General features: G+C 60.2%; 21 protein-coding genes. 10 read left to right on the top strand and 11 right to left on the bottom strand.

What is annotated here, in order from left to right:
• Positions 1-51 precede the first annotated feature (51 nt).
• From ACA069_RS05220 to ffh, 6 genes are all read right to left on the bottom strand, one after another.
• Positions 52-465: an acyl-CoA thioesterase gene (locus ACA069_RS05220; protein ID WP_187680006.1), complete on the bottom strand. Its 414-nt coding sequence runs from the start codon at positions 463-465 to the stop codon at positions 52-54.
• Between the two features lie 148 nt (positions 466-613).
• Positions 614-964, bottom strand: coding sequence for a 50S ribosomal protein L19 (rplS, locus tag ACA069_RS05215; protein WP_003175895.1), 351 nt, complete (start codon positions 962-964; stop codon positions 614-616).
• Between the two features lie 45 nt (positions 965-1009).
• On the bottom strand, positions 1010-1762 hold the full coding sequence (gene trmD, locus ACA069_RS05210; protein WP_187680007.1) for a tRNA (guanosine(37)-N1)-methyltransferase TrmD: 753 nt from the start codon (positions 1760-1762) through the stop codon (positions 1010-1012).
• Between the two features lie 2 nt (positions 1763-1764).
• Complete coding sequence (gene rimM, locus ACA069_RS05205; RefSeq protein WP_401272261.1) at positions 1765-2301, bottom strand: ribosome maturation factor RimM; 537 nt, start codon at positions 2299-2301, stop codon at positions 1765-1767.
• A gap of 5 nt (positions 2302-2306) precedes the next feature.
• Positions 2307-2558, bottom strand: coding sequence for a 30S ribosomal protein S16 (rpsP, locus tag ACA069_RS05200; RefSeq protein WP_016986371.1), 252 nt, complete (start codon positions 2556-2558; stop codon positions 2307-2309).
• Positions 2559-2807: 249 nt separating this feature from the next.
• Positions 2808-4184, bottom strand: coding sequence for a signal recognition particle protein (ffh, locus tag ACA069_RS05195; protein WP_008081630.1), 1377 nt, complete (start codon positions 4182-4184; stop codon positions 2808-2810).
• Positions 4185-4379: 195 nt separating this feature from the next.
• Here ffh and ACA069_RS05190 point away from each other — a divergent pair, with 195 nt between their 5' ends.
• From ACA069_RS05190 to ACA069_RS05180, 3 genes are all read left to right on the top strand, one after another.
• A complete protein-coding gene (locus ACA069_RS05190; protein ID WP_187680008.1) occupies positions 4380-5192 on the top strand; it encodes a cytochrome C assembly family protein in 813 nt (270 codons plus the stop codon).
• Positions 5193-5205: 13 nt separating this feature from the next.
• Positions 5206-6447, top strand: coding sequence for a transporter associated domain-containing protein (locus ACA069_RS05185; RefSeq protein ID WP_489879158.1), 1242 nt, complete (start codon positions 5206-5208; stop codon positions 6445-6447).
• 310 nt (positions 6448-6757) lie between these two features.
• Complete coding sequence (locus ACA069_RS05180) at positions 6758-8074, top strand: MFS transporter (protein WP_401271914.1); 1317 nt, start codon at positions 6758-6760, stop codon at positions 8072-8074.
• Between the two features lie 94 nt (positions 8075-8168).
• Here ACA069_RS05180 and purT read toward each other — a convergent pair whose 3' ends face one another.
• The 5 genes from purT to ACA069_RS05155 form a co-directional block, all read right to left on the bottom strand.
• Positions 8169-9350: a formate-dependent phosphoribosylglycinamide formyltransferase gene (gene purT, locus ACA069_RS05175; RefSeq protein ID WP_187680011.1), complete on the bottom strand. Its 1182-nt coding sequence runs from the start codon at positions 9348-9350 to the stop codon at positions 8169-8171.
• A 100-nt stretch (positions 9351-9450) separates the two neighbouring features.
• Positions 9451-9918 carry a preQ0 transporter gene (locus ACA069_RS05170; RefSeq protein WP_187680012.1) on the bottom strand — a complete coding sequence of 156 codons (468 nt, stop codon included), beginning with the start codon at positions 9916-9918 and terminating at the stop codon, positions 9451-9453.
• Positions 9919-10146: 228 nt separating this feature from the next.
• Positions 10147-10356, bottom strand: coding sequence for a DUF1289 domain-containing protein (locus ACA069_RS05165; protein WP_401271912.1), 210 nt, complete (start codon positions 10354-10356; stop codon positions 10147-10149).
• Positions 10353-10877, bottom strand: coding sequence for a gamma carbonic anhydrase family protein (locus ACA069_RS05160; RefSeq protein ID WP_497616593.1), 525 nt, complete (start codon positions 10875-10877; stop codon positions 10353-10355). The genes ACA069_RS05165 and ACA069_RS05160 overlap by 4 nt, the downstream gene beginning before the upstream one ends.
• A gap of 48 nt (positions 10878-10925) precedes the next feature.
• A complete protein-coding gene (locus tag ACA069_RS05155) occupies positions 10926-11525 on the bottom strand; it encodes a CoA pyrophosphatase (protein ID WP_187680014.1) in 600 nt (199 codons plus the stop codon).
• A gap of 147 nt (positions 11526-11672) precedes the next feature.
• Between ACA069_RS05155 and ACA069_RS05150 the strand changes: the two genes are divergently transcribed.
• From ACA069_RS05150 to nagE, 7 genes are all read left to right on the top strand, one after another.
• A complete protein-coding gene (locus ACA069_RS05150) occupies positions 11673-12224 on the top strand; it encodes an NUDIX hydrolase (protein WP_187680015.1) in 552 nt (183 codons plus the stop codon).
• Positions 12225-12273: 49 nt separating this feature from the next.
• On the top strand, positions 12274-12789 hold the full coding sequence (locus ACA069_RS05145; protein WP_489879161.1) for a L,D-transpeptidase family protein: 516 nt from the start codon (positions 12274-12276) through the stop codon (positions 12787-12789).
• Between the two features lie 283 nt (positions 12790-13072).
• Positions 13073-13804, top strand: coding sequence for a GntR family transcriptional regulator (locus tag ACA069_RS05140; RefSeq protein ID WP_370872606.1), 732 nt, complete (start codon positions 13073-13075; stop codon positions 13802-13804).
• A 32-nt stretch (positions 13805-13836) separates the two neighbouring features.
• A complete protein-coding gene (gene nagA / locus ACA069_RS05135) occupies positions 13837-14943 on the top strand; it encodes an N-acetylglucosamine-6-phosphate deacetylase (protein WP_497616590.1) in 1107 nt (368 codons plus the stop codon).
• Positions 14924-15946: an SIS domain-containing protein gene (locus ACA069_RS05130; RefSeq protein WP_187680019.1), complete on the top strand. Its 1023-nt coding sequence runs from the start codon at positions 14924-14926 to the stop codon at positions 15944-15946. The genes nagA and ACA069_RS05130 overlap by 20 nt, the downstream gene beginning before the upstream one ends.
• Positions 15947-15980: 34 nt before the next feature.
• Positions 15981-18494, top strand: a complete 2514-nt coding sequence (ptsP, locus tag ACA069_RS05125) for a phosphoenolpyruvate--protein phosphotransferase (RefSeq protein ID WP_497616588.1) — start codon at positions 15981-15983, stop codon at positions 18492-18494.
• Between the two features lie 23 nt (positions 18495-18517).
• Entirely contained in the window at positions 18518-20233 is a 1716-nt protein-coding gene (nagE, locus tag ACA069_RS05120) for an N-acetylglucosamine-specific PTS transporter subunit IIBC (RefSeq protein ID WP_497616586.1), read from the top strand.
• Positions 20234-20309 lie beyond the last annotated feature (76 nt).

Genomic DNA, 20309 nt, shown 5'->3' with positions numbered 1-20309 from the left:
CAGCAACAGCTGGGGGGACAGTTTTTCACAGCGCACCCGATCACGAAACACTCAGGCGGAAAACCCTGGCAACACCGGCACCGGACGCTTGTCATCATCAATCGCGACAAAGCTGAACTGGCCATGAATCGCCTTCTCGCGACCATCGCAGCTCATGCTTTCAACAAACACTTCCACCTCGACCTTGAGGCTGGTGTTACCGACCTTGATCACCCGCCCGACCAGTTCGACGATGGAACCGGCCGGGATCGCGTGGTTGAAGTCGATACGGTCGGTGGACACGGTCACCAGCGGCAAACGGCAGAAACGTGTGGCAGTGATGAACGACACTTCGTCCATCCACGCCAGCGCAGTGCCGCCGAACAGGGTGTTGTGGTGGTTGGTGGTCGGCGGAAAGACGGCTTTGGTTACGCGAGTCACCGAGAGTTCGGTGCGGCGTTCGATTTCCTGGTCACGGATAGACATGTGAGATGACTCGTAAAAAGTAGACTGCAAATCGAAAACAAGATCAAAAGATCGCAGCCTTCGGCAGCTCCTACAGGATGGGGGCAGTTTATTGCAGGCAACAAAAAAGCAGCCCGTAGGCTGCTTTTTTCTGCATCGGAAGCTGGACTTAAGCCAGTTTTTCCTTGATGCGAGCTGCTTTACCCGACAGGTCGCGCAGGTAGTACAGCTTGGCTTTGCGTACGTCACCGCGACGTTTAACAGCCATGCTGTCGATCTGCGGGGAGTAGGTCTGGAAAGTACGCTCTACGCCGACACCGTTGGAGATCTTACGAACGGTGAATGCACTGTTCACGCCGCGGTTACGCTTGGCGATTACAACGCCTTCGAACGCTTGCAGACGGGAACGATCGCCTTCCTTCACTTTCACCTGAACGACAATAGTGTCGCCTGGGGCAAAGGTAGGGATTTCTTTGGTCATCTGCTCTGCTTCGAGTGCAAGGATGATTTTGTTGGTCATGCTGTGCTCCTAAGGTAAATCAACTGATCTACCATCGATACGTTGTTAACTATCGTCCCGCTCGCGGATGTATTCCTCGAGCAGCTTCTTCTCTTCTCCAGAAAGCGAGCGGCTTTCCAGAAGATCGGCGCGTCGTTCATAGGTCCTACCAAGGGACTGCTGTAAACGCCAACGCCGGATATGCGCGTGGTTGCCACTCAGCAACACGTCGGGTACACGCTGATCCGCATACACCTCAGGTCGGGTGTAGTGCGGGCAATCCAGCAGACCATCCGTAAAGGAATCTTCCTCGGCGGAGTCCGCATGCCCTAAAGCTCCAGGCAGCAGTCGTGTAACCGCATCGATCAGGACCATGGCCGGCAGCTCGCCGCCAGACAGTACATAGTCGCCAATCGACCACTCTTCATCGACATGAGCCTCAATAAAGCGCTCGTCAATGCCTTCATAGCGGCCGGCAATCAGGATCAATGCATCCGATTTTGCCAACTCGCGTACCGCCGACTGAGTCAGTTGACGGCCTTGGGGGGACAGGTAAATCACCTTCGCCGCCTCCCCGGCTGCTGCTTTGGCCTGAACCAGAGCATCTTCCAGGGGCTTGATCTTCATCACCATGCCCGGACCACCGCCAAACGGGCGATCGTCCACAGTGTGATGCCGATCCGTTGTGTAGTTCCGCGGATTCCAACAGGTCAGCTGCAAGAGCCCCTGTTTGACCGCACGACTGGTGATGCCGTAGTCGCCGATGGCGGAAAACATCTCGGGAAACAAACTGATCACTTCTACGCGCAAGTTAGCCACGCTTAGAAGTCCGCGTCCCAATCCACCTTCATCTCGCCCGCTGCGAGGTCGACTGCCAACACGCATTGCTCCGTATAGGGCAACAGGCGTTCGCGATCATCCAGGCTGCCAGCGCAAGGCTTGACGACCATTACATCATTGGCGCCGGTTTCCAGAAGATGATCGATTTTCCCGAGCAATTGCCCCAGGTGATCAATGACCTTCAGACCTTCCAGCTGGTACCAGTAGTACTCGCCTTCGGTCAATTCAGCGAACAGGTTGCGCGGCACGCAGATCTCGTAACCGGCCAGAAGACGAGCTTCTTCACGATCATCAAGACCCTTGAGCTTTGCGACCAGGAACTTGTCGCTCCCGCGTCCACTGACCAGCTCGACCTGTTTGACATTGCCTTCACGCTTGAGCGTCCAGGTTTTGTACTGCAACAGGTTTTCAGTCGGATCAGTAAAGGAATAAACCTTCACTTCGCCGCGAACGCCATGAACAGAATAAATTTTGCCAATAACGATCAAATCATCGGCAACAGCAGGCGTCGCGTTCATATTGCTCAGGCCGCAGCCTTGGCAGATTCCTTCAACAACTGAGCAACGCGCTCAGAAGGTTGTGCACCAACGCTCAGCCAGTAGGCAACGCGCTCTTGGTTCACGGACAGACGGGTTTCCTGACCACGGGCAACAGGGTTGAAGAAACCAACCTGTTCTTTGTGGGAACCGTCACGCGGGTTGCGCGAGTCGGTTACGGTCAGGTGGTAAAACGGGCGCTTTTTGGAGCCGCCAAGGGCAAGACGGATTGTTAGCATGTGAACATCGTTCCTGTAGTCGGTGCTGCAAATCTAAATGCACAGCGGGCATGGGTGCCCGAAAGGCCGCATATTCTAAGGAATATCCGGACTTTTGCAAATGACTTTTTCCGGCGCCTATGGCATGCCGTGCAGATTTGCATATAGAGCCGTCGATGAAAACGGCCAGTCAGCTCCCGCCGAGTGCGGGTTTGCTGTTGATCCCGCATCCTTGCGGGGCCTGCGCCGGTGCGACGACCGGCCAGTTATTTACATTTTTGGCATGCCGCCGCCGGGCAACATACCGCCCATGCCGCGCATCATTTTCGCCATTCCGCCTTTGGCGGTGAATTTCTTCATCATCTTCTGCATCTGCTTGTGCTGCTTGATCAAGCGACCGATGTCCTGCACCTGAGTGCCGGAACCCATGGCGATCCGGCGCTTGCGCGAACCGCTGATCAGCTCAGGGTCGCGGCGCTCGGCCGGGGTCATGGAGTTGATGATGGCTTCCATCTGCTTGAACTGCTTCTCTGCGGCGTTCTGGGCATTGCCCATCTGCGACAGGTTGACGCCGCCGATGCTCGGCAGTTTGTCCATGAGGCCGCCGAGGCCGCCCATGTTCTTCATCTGTTGCAACTGATCGCGGAAGTCTTCGAGATCGAAGCCCTTGCCCTTCTTCAGCTTCTTGGCCAGTTTGTCGGCCTTGTCCTTGTCGAGGGTCGCTTCGGCCTGTTCGATCAGGCTGAGCACGTCGCCCATGCCGAGAATCCGCGAAGCGATACGCTCAGGGTGGAACGGATCGAGCGCTTCGCTCTTCTCGCCCATACCGATGAACTTGATCGGCTTGCCGGTGATGGCGCGCACCGACAGTGCGGCACCGCCACGGGCATCGCCGTCGACCTTGGTCAGGATCACACCGGTCAGCGGCAGTGCATCACCGAAGGCCTTGGCCGTGTTGGCCGCGTCCTGACCGGTCATGGCGTCGACCACGAAGAGGGTTTCTACCGGGTTGATCGCGGCGTGCAGCGCCTTGATCTCGCCCATCATCTCTTCGTCGATGTGCAGACGACCGGCGGTGTCGACGATGACCACATCAATAAACTTGAGCTTTGCTTCTTTTATAGCCGCAGTGGCGATGTCGACCGGCTTCTGGCTCAGGTCGGACGGGAAGAACGTCACGCCGATGTCGTTGGCCAGGGTTTCCAGCTGTTTAATAGCCGCGGGACGGTAGACGTCCGCCGACACGACCATGACCGACTTCTTCTTGCGCTCTTTAAGGAAGCGCGCAAGTTTGCCGGCGGTGGTGGTTTTACCGGCGCCCTGCAAACCGGCCATCAGAATCACGGCGGGTGGCACGGCGCTCAGGTTCAAGTCTTCGTTGGCCGCGCCCATCAGGCTTTCGAGTTCGGCCTGGACGATCTTCACGAACGCCTGGCCCGGCGTCAGGCTGCGCGACACCTCGGTGCCGACAGCGCGCTCCTTGACCGAATTGACGAAGTCCTTGACCACCGGCAGGGCGACGTCGGCTTCGAGCAACGCCATGCGCACTTCACGCAGGGTGTCTTTGATATTGTCTTCGGTCAGCTTCGCCTTGCCGGTGACATGGCGCAGCGTCTGCGAGAGACGGTCGGTTAAGTTTTCAAACATTGCGCGATCCTTTCAGGCCCTGTGTAGACCGGGATAATGGCGGCCCAGACCGGAATCAACATGTGCTCGGCGAGCCTGCGGCGTGGGCAGGTCGCGGATTATAGCGAAGACTGCGCCGGGCGGACACCTCGCACTTTCGTGGTGTGGCGGTTCTATGCCAAACTCAGCGCCTTTCGGGCTTGCCTAACAGGATTTATGCTCCCCTTGTCACCCAGTTTGCTGACCACACTCGCCGCCGCCCTTCTATATGCCGCTGCGACCCTTTATCAAGGCACTCGTCTGGCCACCGGCGCCAAGGCGAACAAGCGCCTGCTGGTTTCGCTCGGCGTCCTCGCCGTGCTGGCCCACAGCGCCAGCCTGCTCACCCACCTGCTGACGCCGATCGGTCTGGGCCTGGACTTTTTCAGCGCCGCCAGCCTGATTGCCGCCGCCGTGATTGCCCTGACATTGCTGGCGTGCTCGCGAATTCCGGTGGAAAACCTGCTGGTACTGCTGTTCCCGCTGGGCGCGGCCACCGTGCTGCTGGCGCAGTTTGCCCCGGCCGGCACCGTACAGATCATCGATGAAGAGCCGGGCATCCTCGCCCACATCCTGTTGTCGATCCTCGCCTACGGCATGTTCACCATCGCCGTATTCCAGGCCTTGTTGCTGCTGGTGCAAGACCACCAACTCAAGCACAAGCACCCGTCCGGCCTGATCAAGAACTTCCCGCCGCTGCAAACCATGGAAAGCCTGCTATTCGGTTTCCTCTGGGCCGGCTGGACGCTGTTGTCGCTGTCGTTGATCTCCGGCTGGCTGTTCGTCGAGAACCTGTTCGCCCAGCATCTGGTCCACAAAACCTTGCTGGCGTGCCTGGCCTGGATTGTCTTCAGCGTGCTGCTGTGGGGTCGTAATCGTCTTGGTTGGCGCGGCCACAAGGCGATTCGCTGGACTCTCGCCGGTTTCTGCCTGCTGATGTTGGCGTACTTCGGCAGCAAACTGGTTCGTGAATACATCCTGCATATCTGACGGGCGGCAATAAATGGACGGTTTGCCCATAGGGCCGATGCTCGCGGTATTTGTCCTGCTGATTTTATGGTCGGGGCTGTTTACCGCCGTCGAAATCGCGCAGCAGCATCTGCTCGCGCAACGCACCGCCTCGCGCGCCAGCGATAAACCGCTGGCGAAGCTGAGCTTCCCGCTCGACAGCCTGATCCTGTGCAACACCCTGTGCCGTGCGCTCGCCGTGGTGATTGCGACGCTGCTGGCGATTTTCCTCTGTGAAGAAAACGGTCCTTGGGCGGCGTCCCTGGGTGCCGGCGCAATACTGCTGGTGTTCACCGATTACTTTCCGCGCACCCTCGCCCAGCGTTATCCCGACGCCGTACTGGCATTCGGCAATACCCTGCTGGCCGTGCCGCTCAAGATCATTTATCCGCTTGCCTGGCTGTTCAGCCGGATCAGCGCTTTGCTGATGCGTCCGTTTGCGCGCAAAGCCCAAGTAGTGCAACAAAGCGAAGACGATGTGCAAGCTGATCGACATGACGATCCCGAACACCCGATTCGCCTGCACCCGGTCTCGGGCATTCACGCGCTGGACAACATTACGGTCAACGACATTCTGGTACCGCGCAGTGACGTCGACGGCATCAATCTCGACGACCCGATAGAAGACATCATCGAGCAACTGCGCAACACCAAGCGCACGCGCTTGCCGGTGTTCCACAGCGACATCAACCAGGTCGAAGCGGTGCTCAATACCCGCCAGATCCGCCACCTGTTGAACGACGATAGCCTGACCCGCGAAGCGCTGCTGGCCGCCAGTTACGAGCCTTACTTCGTCCCGGAAAGCACGCCCCTGCAACTGCAACTGCTGAATTTCCATAAGCAGCAGCGGCGTTTGGGCATGGTGGTGGACGAGTACGGCGAAGTGCTCGGCATCGTCACTCTGGAAGACATTCTCGAAGAGATCGTCGGCGAATTCGAAAGCGAGCACAGCCTCGATAATCCGCACATTCATCCGCAGCCCGATGGCCGCATGGTGATTGACGGCACCGCCTCGATTCGCGAATTGAACAAATGCCTGGGTTGGCATTTGCCCAGCGATGGACCGAAAACCCTCAACGGGTTGGTGACCGAGGCACTGGAAACCATTCCGGAGAGTGCGGTTTGCCTGAAGATCGGTCGATATCGCCTGGAGATTCTCGAAACCGAGGAGAACCGAGTTAGCAGGGTATTGATCTGGCATACGAGTTCGGTGCCCGCTCTGGTGCCTGCCAGGTAAAGATCAAAAGATCGTCCGAACGCGGCCGGAACCTTCGGCAGCTCCTACATGTGGAATGCGCCTGCAGGACCTGCCGAAGGCTGGGATCTTTTGCGCTTGTTCAATCGTTAGCCACCTTCCTATAATCGAGGCGCTTACCCAAGCGCCGCCGACCCTGTGCTTACCCAGCACTAAACAGGTCTCGACTGTTTCCGCATCACACCGACGACTGTTCCTACTCGAAACAGCGCTCGCGCCTCATCCCACATCCCTGGGTACTCCACCATAATAATTCGCTCCAACGGAGCATATGACTGTCAGGGATCACCGCATGACGACCAGTACCGCTTACAGCGACACCGCGCCTGCCCAGCCGACCAACTCCGCCACCCGCGTGGCCACGGCGAGCTTCATCGGTACGGCCATCGAGTTCTACGACTTCTACGTTTACGCCACGGCCGCCGCACTGGTGATCGGACCGGTGTTCTTTCCGCAGACCTCCGGCACCGCGCAGATGCTCTCGGCGTTTCTCACCTTCGGCATTGCCTTCCTTGCCCGCCCGCTAGGGTCGGCGCTGTTCGGCCATTTCGGTGATCGCATCGGACGCAAATCGACGCTGGTCGCTTCGCTGCTGTTGATGGGGGTTTGTACAACGCTGATTGGCGTGCTGCCGGGTTACGCCAGCATCGGGGCCTGGGCACCGATTCTGTTGTGCGTGCTGCGTTTCGGTCAGGGCCTGGGATTGGGCGGCGAATGGGGCGGAGCCGCATTGCTGGCCACGGAAAACGCGCCGAAGGGCAAGCGCGCGTGGTTCGGCATGTTCCCGCAGCTCGGCCCTTCGATTGGCTTTCTCGCGGCTAACGGCCTGTTCCTGACATTGGCCATGACGCTGAGCGACGAGCAGTTCCGCAGTTGGGGCTGGCGGATTCCTTTCCTGCTCAGCGCGGCACTGGTGATGGTCGGCCTGTACGTACGCCTGAAACTCCACGAAACCCCGGTATTCGCCAATGCCATCGCCCGTCAGGAGCGAGTGAAAGTGCCGCTGGTCGAGCTGTTCAGCCAGTATTGGGTACCGACGCTGCTGGGCGCGGCGGCGATGGTGGTGTGCTATGCGCTGTTCTATATCTCGACGGTGTTTTCCCTGAGCTACGGCGTGTCCACCCTCGGTTACAGCCGTGAGACGTTCCTTGGCCTGCTGTGCTTTGCCGTGCTGTTCATGGCGGCCGCAACACCGCTGTCGGCCTGGGCCAGTGACCGTTACGGGCGCAAACCGGTGCTGATCATCGGCGGCGTGCTGGCGATTCTGTCCGGATTCCTGATGGAACCGCTGCTGACTCAAGGCTCGACCTGGGGCGTGGCGCTGTTCCTGTGCATCGAGCTGTTCTTGATGGGCGTGACATTCGCCCCGATGGGTGCGCTGTTGCCGGAGCTGTTTCCGACTCACGTGCGTTATACCGGCGCATCGGCGGCGTACAACCTCGGCGGCATTGTCGGAGCCTCAGCGGCGCCGTTCTTTGCGCAGAAACTGGTGGCGATGGGTGGTTTGAGTTATGTCGGCGGGTATGTGTCGGCAGCGGCGGTGCTGAGTGTGATTGCAGTGCTGTGTTTGAAGGAAACGCGCAATAACGATCTGAATCAGATTGCCTGACAGAAGATCAAAAGCTTCGCGAGCAGGCTCGCTCCCACATTTGGAATGCATTTCCCAGTGGGAGCGAGCCTGCTCGCGAATGCCGCGCCTCGGTTTAGAGTTCTACGACAACAGCCTGAGCAGCGCGGGTCGCCTTGGCACGAGCGGCCTCGATCGACTCATCACGCGCCAATGCCACGCCCATGCGGCGCTGACCATTGACCTCAGGCTTGCCGAACAGACGCAGCGCGGTATCCGGCTCGCTCAGCGCAGCGCCAAGGTTGGCGAATGCCGTCTGGGTCGACTGACCTTCCACCAGAATAACCGCCGAAGCCGATGGCCCGAACTGACGGATCAGCGGCACTGGCAGGCCGAGAATGGCCCGAGCGTGCAAGGCGAACTGCGACAGATCCTGGGAAATCAGTGTGACCAGACCAGTGTCGTGCGGGCGCGGCGACACTTCGCTGAACCACACCTGATCACCTTTGATGAACAGCTCGACGCCAAACAGACCACGGCCACCCAACGCCTCGGTCACGGCTTTGGCAACGCGCTCGGATTCCGCCAGCGCAATCGGGCTCATGGCCTGTGGCTGCCAGGATTCCTGGTAATCGCCCTTCTCCTGGCGGTGACCCACTGGCGCGCAAAACGTGGTGCCACCCATATGGCGCACGGTCAGCAGAGTGATTTCGTAGTCGAAATCGATAAAGCCTTCGATGATCACCCGACCTTTGCCCGCGCGGCCGCCCTCTTGGGCGTAGTCCCAGGCCTTCTGCACGTCATCGTTGCTGCGCAGCAGGCTTTGGCCTTTGCCCGACGAACTCATCACCGGTTTCACGACACATGGGAAACCCAAGTCCTGAACGGCTTTGCTGTAGTCCTCGAAGGTGTCGGCAAAGTGGTACGGCGAGGTCGGCAGGTCCAGCTCTTCAGCGGCCAGACGACGGATACCTTCGCGGTTCATGGTCAATTGCGCAGCGCGAGCGGTCGGGATCACAGTGAAGCCTTCAGCTTCCAGCTCGACCAGAGTGGCGGTGGCAATGGCTTCGATTTCCGGCACGATGAAGTGCGGTTTCTCGGCCTCGATGACTGCACGCAGGGCCGCGCCGTCGAGCATGTTGATCACGTGGCTGCGATGGGCGACTTGCATGGCCGGCGCGTTGGCGTAACGGTCGACGGCAATCACTTCAACGCCCAAGCGTTGCAGCTCGATCACCACTTCCTTGCCCAACTCACCACAGCCACACAGCAATACGCGGGTCGCGGTTGGCGACAATGGAGTTCCGATACGGGTCATCTCAGGTCCTCAAAGAAGCGGATCATCGAGGAAAGCAACGCCAGACGCGCTTTCCATGGGGAGAAAGCGCGGCATTTTACATGAACCCGAGGGTTTGGCTTCAGCTGGCGACGGCCTGTTTGCGATCACGCCAGGCCATGATCAGCCAGACGGCGGTGACGCCGGCAAATTTCGAGGCCAGCGCGGTGATGATCACGGGTGGCGTCAGCAGGTCGATCATGCCGAAAAAGATGAAGGTATCGAGGGGAATGCTCAGCGCCGAACTGATCCACAAACGGTCGCGCAACGGCCGCTTGGTGATGCTGAACACCAGCCAGTCGATGCACTCGGAAACCGCGAACGCCGTGGCGCTGGCCAGGGCAATGGACGGATCGGATGTGACGTATGACAACACCAGTGCCGCCAGCATCGCCACGATGGCGCCATGACCAAAGCGGGTTTGCACCATGTCGCGCAGCACGAACACCAAACCACCCCAGGCCGACCAGATGATGTCCAGGTGGGGTGCGGTGGAGAAGGCGAAGTTGATCAGCACGACGCTGCTGATGTAGGCGATGAGGAAAATCATGGGGGCGACCTGTCAGATTGGCGCACAGGTTACTTGACCGGCAGATCAAGAGCCACCCCCTCACCCCAGCCCTCTCCCCCAAGGGGGCGAGGGGGAAAGGGAGCAGATCGGGTGCGTTTCGAAACCTGAGTTCGACTCGGTATGCCAAGTCGGCGTATAGCGAAAGACACCTCGGTCAGTCCCCTCTCCCTTTGGGAGAGGGTTAGGGTGAGGGCATTCTCAAGTCGATCACGACTTCGAAGGGATCATCCACACCAACCCACTCGCCTTCGCCCGCTCATGACACAACCCCAAAACTGCCCGCCGCTCGTCATTGCTCATCCGGCTCCAACGGGTAATCTCCTCGACCGTCCGCTGGCAGCCCGTGCAAATATCATCCTCATCCAGTGCGCAAATGTTCACGCAGGGTGATTTCACAGGTCTTTCAGGCGTGTTCATTCTTCCTGCTCAACCAGATCACGCGCATAACGCTGGGAGTTATGCACATAGTGCGCGGCGCTGGCTTCGAGCATCTTCTTCTGTGGCTCGGTCAGTTCTCGCACGACTTTGCCCGGCGAACCAATGACCAGCGAACCGTCGGGAATTTCCTTGCCTTCACCGATCAGCGAGTTCGCGCCAATGATGCAGTTTTTGCCGATCTTCGCGCCGTTGAGAATCACCGCGTTAATGCCGATCAGGCTGTAATCGCCGACTGTGCAGCCATGCAGCATGGCGTTGTGGCCAATAGTCACGCCGGTGCCGATGGTCAGCGGAAAACCCATGTCGGTGTGCATCACCGTACCGTCCTGGACGTTGCTGTTCTTGCCGATCAGGATCAGTTCGTTGTCGCCGCGCAGCACGGCGTTGAACCAGACGTTGGCGCCCTCTTCCAGCTTGACCTTGCCCACCAGCACGGCGTTGGGGGCGACCCAGCTCTGTGGATGGGTTTCGACACGGGCGTCGCCCAAGCGGTATTTCATCTTGTTTTCCTCAGGGCTCACGATGAAGGGCCATTCGAGCGATGGCTTTCAGGTGTTGATAAAGCTTTTAGGCGGCTGATGCAGGCTGATTTTCGCGTCATAGAGCAGATTGATCAACTCGACGATCATGATCGCTGTCAGCCCCCAGATCTTGAATTCACCGTATCGATAGCTCGGCACATACCAACTGCGCCCCTGATAGTCGATGCGATGGGTGTGTTCGCGAGGGTCTTTGCGGAAAAATTCCAGTGGCACACTGAATACGGCTGCGATTTCCGCATCGTTGGCCAGATATTCGACAAAATCGGGGATCACGCCGACATAAGGCGTGACCTTTATACCGTGCAGGGAGATCAGTGGACTGAGCGGGCCGATCACTTCGACCAGTCCCGGCGGCAGGCCGATCTCTTCTTCGGCTTCGCGCAGGGCAGTGAAAATCAGATCGGGGTCTTCGGGATCGCGGCGTCCACCGGGGAAGGCGACTTCGCCGCCGTGAGTCGAGAGACCGCTGGCGCGCAGGGTCAATACCAGTTCCGGCTCGTCACTGCGGGTGATCGGCACCAGAACGGCGGCCTCGGGGAAACGTGTGTCGGTCTCCAGCGTGCGCGGTGTGTGGTTGCTTACCCGATGCAGTAGCTCGTCCAGCATGAGTGTTCTCGATCTGTGCCTTGCCCTGCATCATGCACCAATCATTGCGACCGCCCAAGCCCCTGAATCTTGCCGTGTCGCGAAACGACAACTTGCCGACCGGCACCGCTGCACGCCAAGATAGGCGCAGCATTCAGGAACCCCAGCATGAAATTTTGCAGCCAGTGCGGTAACCCGGTGACACAGCGCATTCCCGAAGGCGACTCGCGGCTGCGATTTGTCTGCGATAGCTGTCAGACCATTCACTATCAGAACCCCAATATCGTTGCCGGCTGCGTCGCGACCTGGGGCACTCAAGTGTTGCTCTGCCGCCGCGCCATCGAACCGCGCCTTGGTTACTGGACGTTGCCCGCCGGATTCATGGAGAACGGCGAAACGATCGAGCAAGCCGCGACCCGCGAAACCGCCGAGGAAGCCTGCGCCCGGGTGCGTAACCTGAGCATCTATACCCTGATCGATGTGCCGCACATCAGCCAGGTGCATGTGTTCTTCCGCGCCGAACTGGTCGATCTGGATTTTGCCGCCGGCCCCGAAAGCCTGGAAGTACAACTATTCGACGAAGCCGACATCCCCTGGGACGAACTGGCTTTCCGCACGGTGGGCCGTACCCTAGAATGCTTCTTCGCTGACCGGCGCGCCGAGGTCTATCCGGTTCGTTCCGAATCGATTCCGCCGCTGGCCCAGCCTGCCATCACCTAAAAGCCTCTATAAATAAAATATCTGCGTCACTCCTTGGGGAATCGTTTCAATGCGCTGGTTGCTTGCCCTGTTTTGCCTGTCGTTCGTCACGGTCTCGCAAGCGTCATTCGTGACCACCATGACGCCGTCGAATACTCCTCTCATCGAAAAAGTACTGGTGCTTAAATCGGCTCATCAACTGCAGTTGATCGTCGACGGCAAGCCACTCAAGACCTATCGCATCTCTCTGGGCAAGGGAGCAAAAAAAGGTCCGAAACTGATTGAAGGCGACAAGCGCACACCTGAAGGCTTCTATTGGATCGACTGGCGCAAGACCAGCGAAAAATTCAATCTGTCGATGCACATTTCTTACCCGAACATCAGCGATTCGGCGCGTGCCCGGCGTGAAGGCGTCGAGCCTGGCGGCATGATCATGATCCACGGCACGCCGGACTCGGAAGAAACGCCCGAAGATCTGTTCCACACCCTGGACTGGACCGACGGCTGCATCGCCATGCGCAACATGGACATGCGCGAAGTCTGGGGCTTGGTGCCGGACGGCACGATGATCGAGATTCGCCCTTAACGACCGACCTTTGGTCGCTCTCGAAAAAATAAATCAAACGATCGCAGACTGCGTCAGCGCCTACAGGGTTGATACCACTTCCCACTGTAGGAGCTGCCGCAGGCTGCGATCTTTTGCTTTTTAAAGCCACCCGCTAATACCACTTAAAACCACTCCCCCTAAAACCCGCCATTTCATTGGGCCAACTGCCATTTCCCTGCGTTGACATGGTATTCAAGTGGTATTAATTTCCGCCTCACAAGCGCGCCACAACAATCCTATACTCGCGCCGGAAATGACCTACATGAATGACCTCCACGTCCTACGCCCTGACGATTCCCAGCCGACGCCGCTGTACCTGCAACTGGCGCGTAACCTGGAAGCGGCCATTCATGCCGGGCAGTGGAAAGCCGAACAGGCGATGCCATCCGAGCGCAATCTCAGCGAACAGCTGGGCATCTCCCGGGTGACAGCGCGCAAGGCACTGGAAGTTCTGCTCGATCAAGGTTTGATCCGTCGTTTGCAAGGTTCCGGCACCTTCATCACCCCACGTCTGGAGCAACCCCTCTCCCGCCTCTCCGGCTTCAGTGAAATGCTCCGCCTCAAGGGCTTCGTGCCCAGCTCGCAATGGCTGGAGCGGGAAATCACCCTGCCGACCCACGAAGAACTGATTCGCCTGAGCCTCTCGCCGAACGACAAGGTCGCGCGCATGAAACGCCTGCGCAAAGCCGACGACACCGTGATGGCCATCGAGATGAGCACCCTGCCCGCCTCGATCATGCCCAAGCCGCAAGCGGTGGGCGATTCGCTCTACGAATACCTCGACGGCATCGGCAAACCGATCGTCCGCGCCTTGCAACACATCCAGGCGATCAACGCCTCGGACGAGTTCGCCGCGCTGGTCGGCATCGCCCCCGGCACCGCCATGCTGCTGATGACCCGGGTCGGCTATCTGGAAGACAACACGCCGATCGAAGTCACCGACACCTATTGCCGCAACGACTACTACGACTTTGTTGCAGAGCTGCGCCGCTAACCGGGCGCAGCCGTCAAACAGCGAGAACCGAAATGTCTGAAGACAACATCCTCACCGCTCACGGCTGGGTTCGCGGCCGGCTGATTCACGAACACGGCAAAGTCGTGTCGATCGAAGGCGTGCCTTGCGATCCGGCGGACAACGATCTGCCTTATCTGCTGCCGGGCTTCATCGACCTGCACGTTCACGGCGGTGGCGGCAAAGACATCATGGAAGGCGCCAGCGCTTTCGAGACCATCACCAAAACCCACGTGCGCTTCGGCACCACTTCGCTGCTGGCCACCACCATGACCGCACCGAGTGCCGAGATTTCCAGCGTACTCAAGGCAGTCGGCGAATTCTGCGAACAGCGCCCGGCCAACAGTGCCCGAGTCCTGGGCGTGCACCTCGAAGGCCCCTACATCAACCCCGGCAAACTCGGCGCGCAACCAAACTTCGCCCACACCGCGTTGATGGCCGAAGTCGAAGAATATCTGGCGTTGGCACCGATCCGGGTCATCACCATCGCCCCGGAAATCGCCGGCCACGACGCTTTGATCCGTGAACTCAGCCGCCGGGGCATCCGCATGCAGATCGGCCACACCCTCGGCAGTTACGAGGAAGGTGTCGCAGCACTCGATGCCGGCGCCACCAGTTTCACCCATTTGTACAACGCCATGAGCCCGCTGCATCACCGCGAGCCGGGGATCGTCGGCGCGGCACTGGCCCATGCCAAGTACGCCGAGCTGATTCCGGATTTGCTCCACGTACACCCCGGCGCCATCCGCGTGGCCCTGCGCTCGATCCCGTGCCTGTATTGCGTCACCGACTCGACCGCCGCCGCTGGCATGCCCGACGGTGAATACAAGCTCGGCAGCCACACCGTGACCAAATGCCTGGGCGGCGTGCGCCTGCCCGACGGCACGCTGGCCGGCAGCACCCTGACCATGGATCAGGCCCTGCGCAACCTGGTGAAGATCGGTTTGCCCATCGCCGAAGCCTCGCAACGACTTTCGCAATTCCCCGCCGACTACCTCGGCATCACCGAACGCGGGCGCCTTGAACCAGGCGCCTGGGCCGACTGCGTGCGGCTGGATCGCTCACTCACACTGACCGCCGTCATGGTCGAAGGAGAAGACATTGACTTCAAAAATGCTTGAAGAGGCGCTGTCCTCGTTCGAGGCCGTGCAGGCCCAACTGCAACAACTCGACCCGCAACTGATCGAGATCGCCGGGCGCCTGCGCCGTCAGCCGCCGCAAGTGGCGATGACCGTCGCGCGCGGCAGTTCCGACCACGCGGCGAGCTACTTCGCCTACCTGACCATGCAGCAATTGGGCGTGCCGGTGGCGTCGTTGCCGATGTCGGTGGTGACCATGCAGCAGGCGCCGCTGAAGGTCAGCGGTCAGGTCGCCTTCGCGTTCTCGCAGTCCGGTCAGAGCCCGGATCTGGTCAACAGTCTGCGTCTGCTGCGCAAGCGTGGGGCGCTCAGCGTTTCCATGGTCAACGCCGCCGATTCGCCGCTGGAAGCCGCGTGTGAATTCAGCGTGCCGCTGCTCGCCGGTACTGAAAGCAGCGTCGCCGCGACCAAGAGTTTTATCGCCACCCTCAGCGCCAGCGCTCGTTTGATCGCGCACTGGAAAGAGGACAACGAATTGCTGCAAGCCCACAACGCACTGCCCGAAGGCCTGCGCGAAGCGGCGCAACAGGACTGGAGCGTGGCCATTGATGCCCTGCGCGATTGCGAACGCCTGATGGTGATCGGTCGCGGTGCCGGTTTCGCCATCGCTCAGGAAGCGGCGCTGAAGTTCAAGGAAACCTCGGCGATCCAGGCCGAAGCCTTCAGCAGCGCCGAAGTCCGTCACGGCCCGATGGCGCTGATCGACGAACACTACCCGCTGCTGGTCTTCGCACCACGCGGCGCCGAACAGGCCGGGCTGTTGAGTCTGGCGGCAGAAATGCGCCAACGCGGCGCCCGCGTCTTGCTGGCCGCGCCGGACGACGTCAGCGAACGCGACCTGACCCTGAGCCGCGCCGAACACCCGGTCCTCGACCCGATTCTGGCGATCCAGAGTTTCTACGTGATGGCTGCCGGACTCGCCGTAGCCCGAGGCATGGACCCGGATCAGCCGCGCCACCTGAGCAAAGTGACCCGCACGCACTAAGTCCGATTGACTGCACACCTGATGAGACCGAGCCATGCACAACAACAATAAAGAGCTGACCCTCAGCGCCCCGCTCAGCGGCCCGGTGCTCACGCTCGCCAAAGTCCCGGACGCGGTGTTCGCCAGCGGCGCGATGGGCGATGGCATTGCCATCGACCCGTTGAACGACACCCTGTATTCGCCGTGTGCCGGGGTGATCATCCATGTCGCGCGTACCGGTCACGCCCTCACCGTGCGTGCCGACAATGGCGCGGAAATACTCCTGCACCTGGGTCTCGACACCGTTGAATTGAACGGCGAAGGCTTCTCGATGCTGGTCAAGGAAGGTTTGCGCGTCACCCAGGGTCAGCCGCTGTTGCGCTATGACCTGGACAAGGTCGGCCAGCAGTGCAAAAGCCTGGTCAGCTTGTTGATCCTGACCAACAGCCAGGATTTTCAAGTGCGGCCAATCACCCTCAAAGCGGTGAAGGTTGGCGAGCCGTTGTTGCACATCATCGCGCGCCACAGTGCGGCGAACAATGCTGAAGAACTCGGCGGGCCTGAGGTTCACGGGCATGAGCTGGTCGCTCATCGCGGCGGTTTGCATGCCCGCCCCGCCGCGCTGATTCGCCAGACCGCACAAGGCTTCAAGAGCCAGTCGCAGCTGCACTTCGCCGGCAAAACGGCGCCGTGCAACAGCCTGATCGGGTTGATGGGGCTGGCGGTCGGTGAGCAGGACGAAGTGCAAGTCAGTTGTCAGGGTCCGGACGCAGAAGCCGCGCTGCAAGCCTTGCTCACGGCTTTGGCCACCGCCCTGCCGGACGATCATCACGCAAGCGCCCCGGTCAGCGCAGCACCGCGCAAACGCCCGGCCGAGGCTGGCGTGTTGCATGGTGTGTGCGCTGCGCCGGGGTTTGTCGGTGGGCCGCTGTATCGTTTGAACGCAATCAACTTGCCGGCGGATGCGGGCAATCATGCTCCGCTTGAGCAACTGGAAAAACTTGAAGCCGCGCTGAATCGCGTGCGCAGCGAAATCGACGGCACCCTCGCCCAGGCGAAAAAGCACAAAAACACCGACGAAGAAGCAATCTTCGCCGCACACATGGCGCTGCTGGAAGACCCGGCTCTGCTCGACGCTGCGCAACAATCCATCGAGCAAGGCTCTGCCGCGACTCACGCCTGGAGCCAGTCGATTGATGTGCAGTGCGAAGTGCTCCAGCAAACCGGCAGCGCGCTGCTGGCCGAGCGCGCCAATGACCTGCGCGACCTCAAGCAACGCGTGCTGCGTGCCCTGCTCGGCGAAGCCTGGCATTACGACGTGCCGGCCGGCGCCATTGTCGCCGCGCATGAACTGACCCCGTCGGATCTGCTGCAACTCAGCGCCCAAGGTGTCGCCGGGTTGTGCATGGCCGAGGGCGGCGCGACGTCGCACGTGGCGATTCTGGCGCGGGGCAAAGGTTTGCCGTGCATGGTTGCTTTGGGTTCGGCATTGCTTGAACAACCACAAGGCCAAGCGGTGGTGCTCGACGCCGATAACGGTCGCCTTGAACTGACACCCAATGCAGAACGACTGGCCGAAGTTCAACAAGCGCAAATCGATCGCCAGCAACGCCGCGACGCGCAACAAGCCAAGGCGCACCTGCCGGCCGAAACACGCAATGGCGTGGCCATCGAAGTGGTCGCCAACGTCGCCTCCAGCGCTGAAGCAACGGACGCCTTTGCCAACGGTGCCGACGGCGTCGGTCTGCTGCGCACCGAATTCCTGTTCGTCGATCGCCAGACCGCGCCAGACGTCGAAGAACAGCGCGCCGCCTATCAAGCCGTCATCGATGCGATGGGCGACAAGTCAGTGATCATCCGCACCATCGACGTTGGCGGCGACAAACAACTCGACTACCTGCCACTGCCCGCCGAAGCCAACCCGGTGCTCGGCTTGCGCGGTATTCGTCTGGCTCAGGCCCGCCCGGAAATTCTCGATCAGCAACTGCGCGCGCTGCTGCAAGTCAGCCCGTTGCAGCGTTGCCGAATCCTGTTGCCGATGGTCACCGAAGTCGACGAATTGCTGCAGATTCGCGAACGCGTCGATGCGTTGTGCCTGGAACTGAACATCACACAACGCCCGGAAATCGGCGTGATGATCGAAGTCCCGGCCGCCGCACTGCAAGCCGAACAACTGGCTGAGCACGCAGACTTCCTGTCGATCGGCACCAACGATCTCTCCCAATACACCCTCGCCATGGATCGCGACCACGCCGGCCTCGCCGCACGAGTCGACGCTTTGCACCCGGCGCTGCTGCGCCTGATCGCCATGACCTGCGAAGGCGCGGCGGTGCACAAACGGTGGGTCGGCGTGTGCGGTGCGTTGGCCTCTGATCCACTGGCAACGCCGGTATTGATCGGCCTCGGCGTAACCGAACTGTCGGTCAGTCCGGTGCAGATCGGTGAAATCAAAGATCGCGTGCGCCAGTTGCACGAAGCCGAATGCCAACGCCTCGCCCGTGACCTGCTCAAGCTGAGCAGCGCTGCGGCGGTGCGTCACGCCTGCCATCAACAATGGCCTCTGCGCTAATAACAACAAGAAGGAGAACCGCCATGTACCAACTCTTCATCGAAGGCCTGCAACGCCTCGGCCGCGCGCTGATGCTGCCGATCGCGATCCTGCCGATTGCCGGTCTGCTGCTGCGTCTGGGTGACACCGACCTGCTGAACATCGCGATCATCCACGATGCCGGCCAAGTGATCTTCGCCAACCTGGCGATGATCTTCGCCATCGGCATCGCCGTCGGGTTCGCCAAGGACAACAACGGCACCGCAGGCCTGGCCGGGGTGATCGGTTATCTGGTGATGATCTCCACCCTCAAAGTGCTCGACGCGAGCATCAACATGGGCATGCTCGCCGGCATTGTCAGCGGCCTGATGGCCGGCGCGCTGTACAACCGCTTCAAGGACATCAAACTGCCGGAGTATCTGGCGTTCTTCGGTGGCCGGCGGTTTGTGCCGATTGTCACGGGTTTCGCTGCAGTCGGTCTGGGCGTGGTATTCGGCTACATCTGGCCGCCGATCCAGCACGGCATCAACAGCTTCGGCAGCCTGATGATGGAAAGCGGCAGCCTCGGTGCCTTCGTCTTCGGCGTGTTCAACCGCTTGTTGATCGTCACCGGCCTGCACCACATCCTCAACAACATGGCGTGGTTCGTGTTCGGTAACTTCACCGATCCGACTACAGGCGCACTGGTGACCGGCGACCTGTCGCGCTACTTCGCTGGCGATCCGAAAGGCGGCCAGTTCATGACCGGCATGTTCCCGATGATGATCTTCGGCCTGCCTGCCGCATGCCTGGCGATGTACCGCAACGCCCTGCCGGAGCGGCGCAAGGTCATGGGCGGGATCTTCCTGTCGATGGCCCTGACTTCATTCCTGACCGGCGTGACCGAGCCAATCGAATTCGCCTTCATGTTTCTGGCGCCACTGCTGTTCCTGCTGCACGCGCTGCTGACCGGGTTGTCGATGGCGATTACCAATGCGCTGAACATCCATTTGGGCTTTACGTTTTCTGGTGGGTTTATCGACATGGTGCTGGGCTGGGGCAAGTCCACCAATGGCTGGCTGGTGGTCCCTGTCGGGCTGGCGTACGCGGTTATGTATTACGTGGTGTTTGATTTCTGTATTCGTCGCTTCAATCTGAAAACGCCGGGGCGTGAGGATGTGGCGACCGCTGAGAAAGCCGTCCTCACCGAAAACCAACGAGCCGGGGCCTACATCAAAGCCCTCGGTGGTGCGGAGAATCTGCTGACCGTTGGCGCCTGCACTACCCGTCTGCGACTGGAGATGGTCGATCGCAACAAAGCATCCGATGCAGATCTGAAAGCGCTCGGCGCAATGGCAGTCGTGCGCCCGGGCAAGGGTGGCAGTTTGCAGGTGGTGGTCGGGCCGATGGCTGACAGCATTGCAGATGAGATTCGCCTGGCGATGCCGGCGTTGGGGCGTGCGGTTCTTGCCGAGCCTGTGGCGGTTGCCGATGAACCGAAAGCGGTTGTGGTCGCGGGTTCGGAAGCTCAGCAATGGCTGAATGCGCTGGGCGGCGGCGACAACGTGCTGCAACTCGATTGCATCGCCATGAGCCGGATTCGCTTGCTGCTGGCGGATGGCAAGGCGCTGTCCGAGGCGCAGTTGAAAGAGCTGGGTTGTCAGGGTGTCAGCCAGTTGGAAGGTGGGGTTTGGCATTTGCTGGTGGGGGATAAGGCTGCGGGTTTGAGTGGCGCACTTGAGGCGCTGGTCAATCGCAGTGAGGTCAGTGCCAAGGTTTAAAAGTCTGGTGTCTGGGCTGGCCTCATCGCTAGCAGGCTAGCTCCCACAAGGGAGTGCGTTTCAACTGTGGGAGCCA

The sequence above is a fragment of the Pseudomonas sp. LBUM1652 genome (assembly GCF_059716105.1).
The sequence above is the reverse complement of the archived record's forward strand: the minus strand, read 5'-3'. Positions and strand labels throughout refer to the sequence as shown.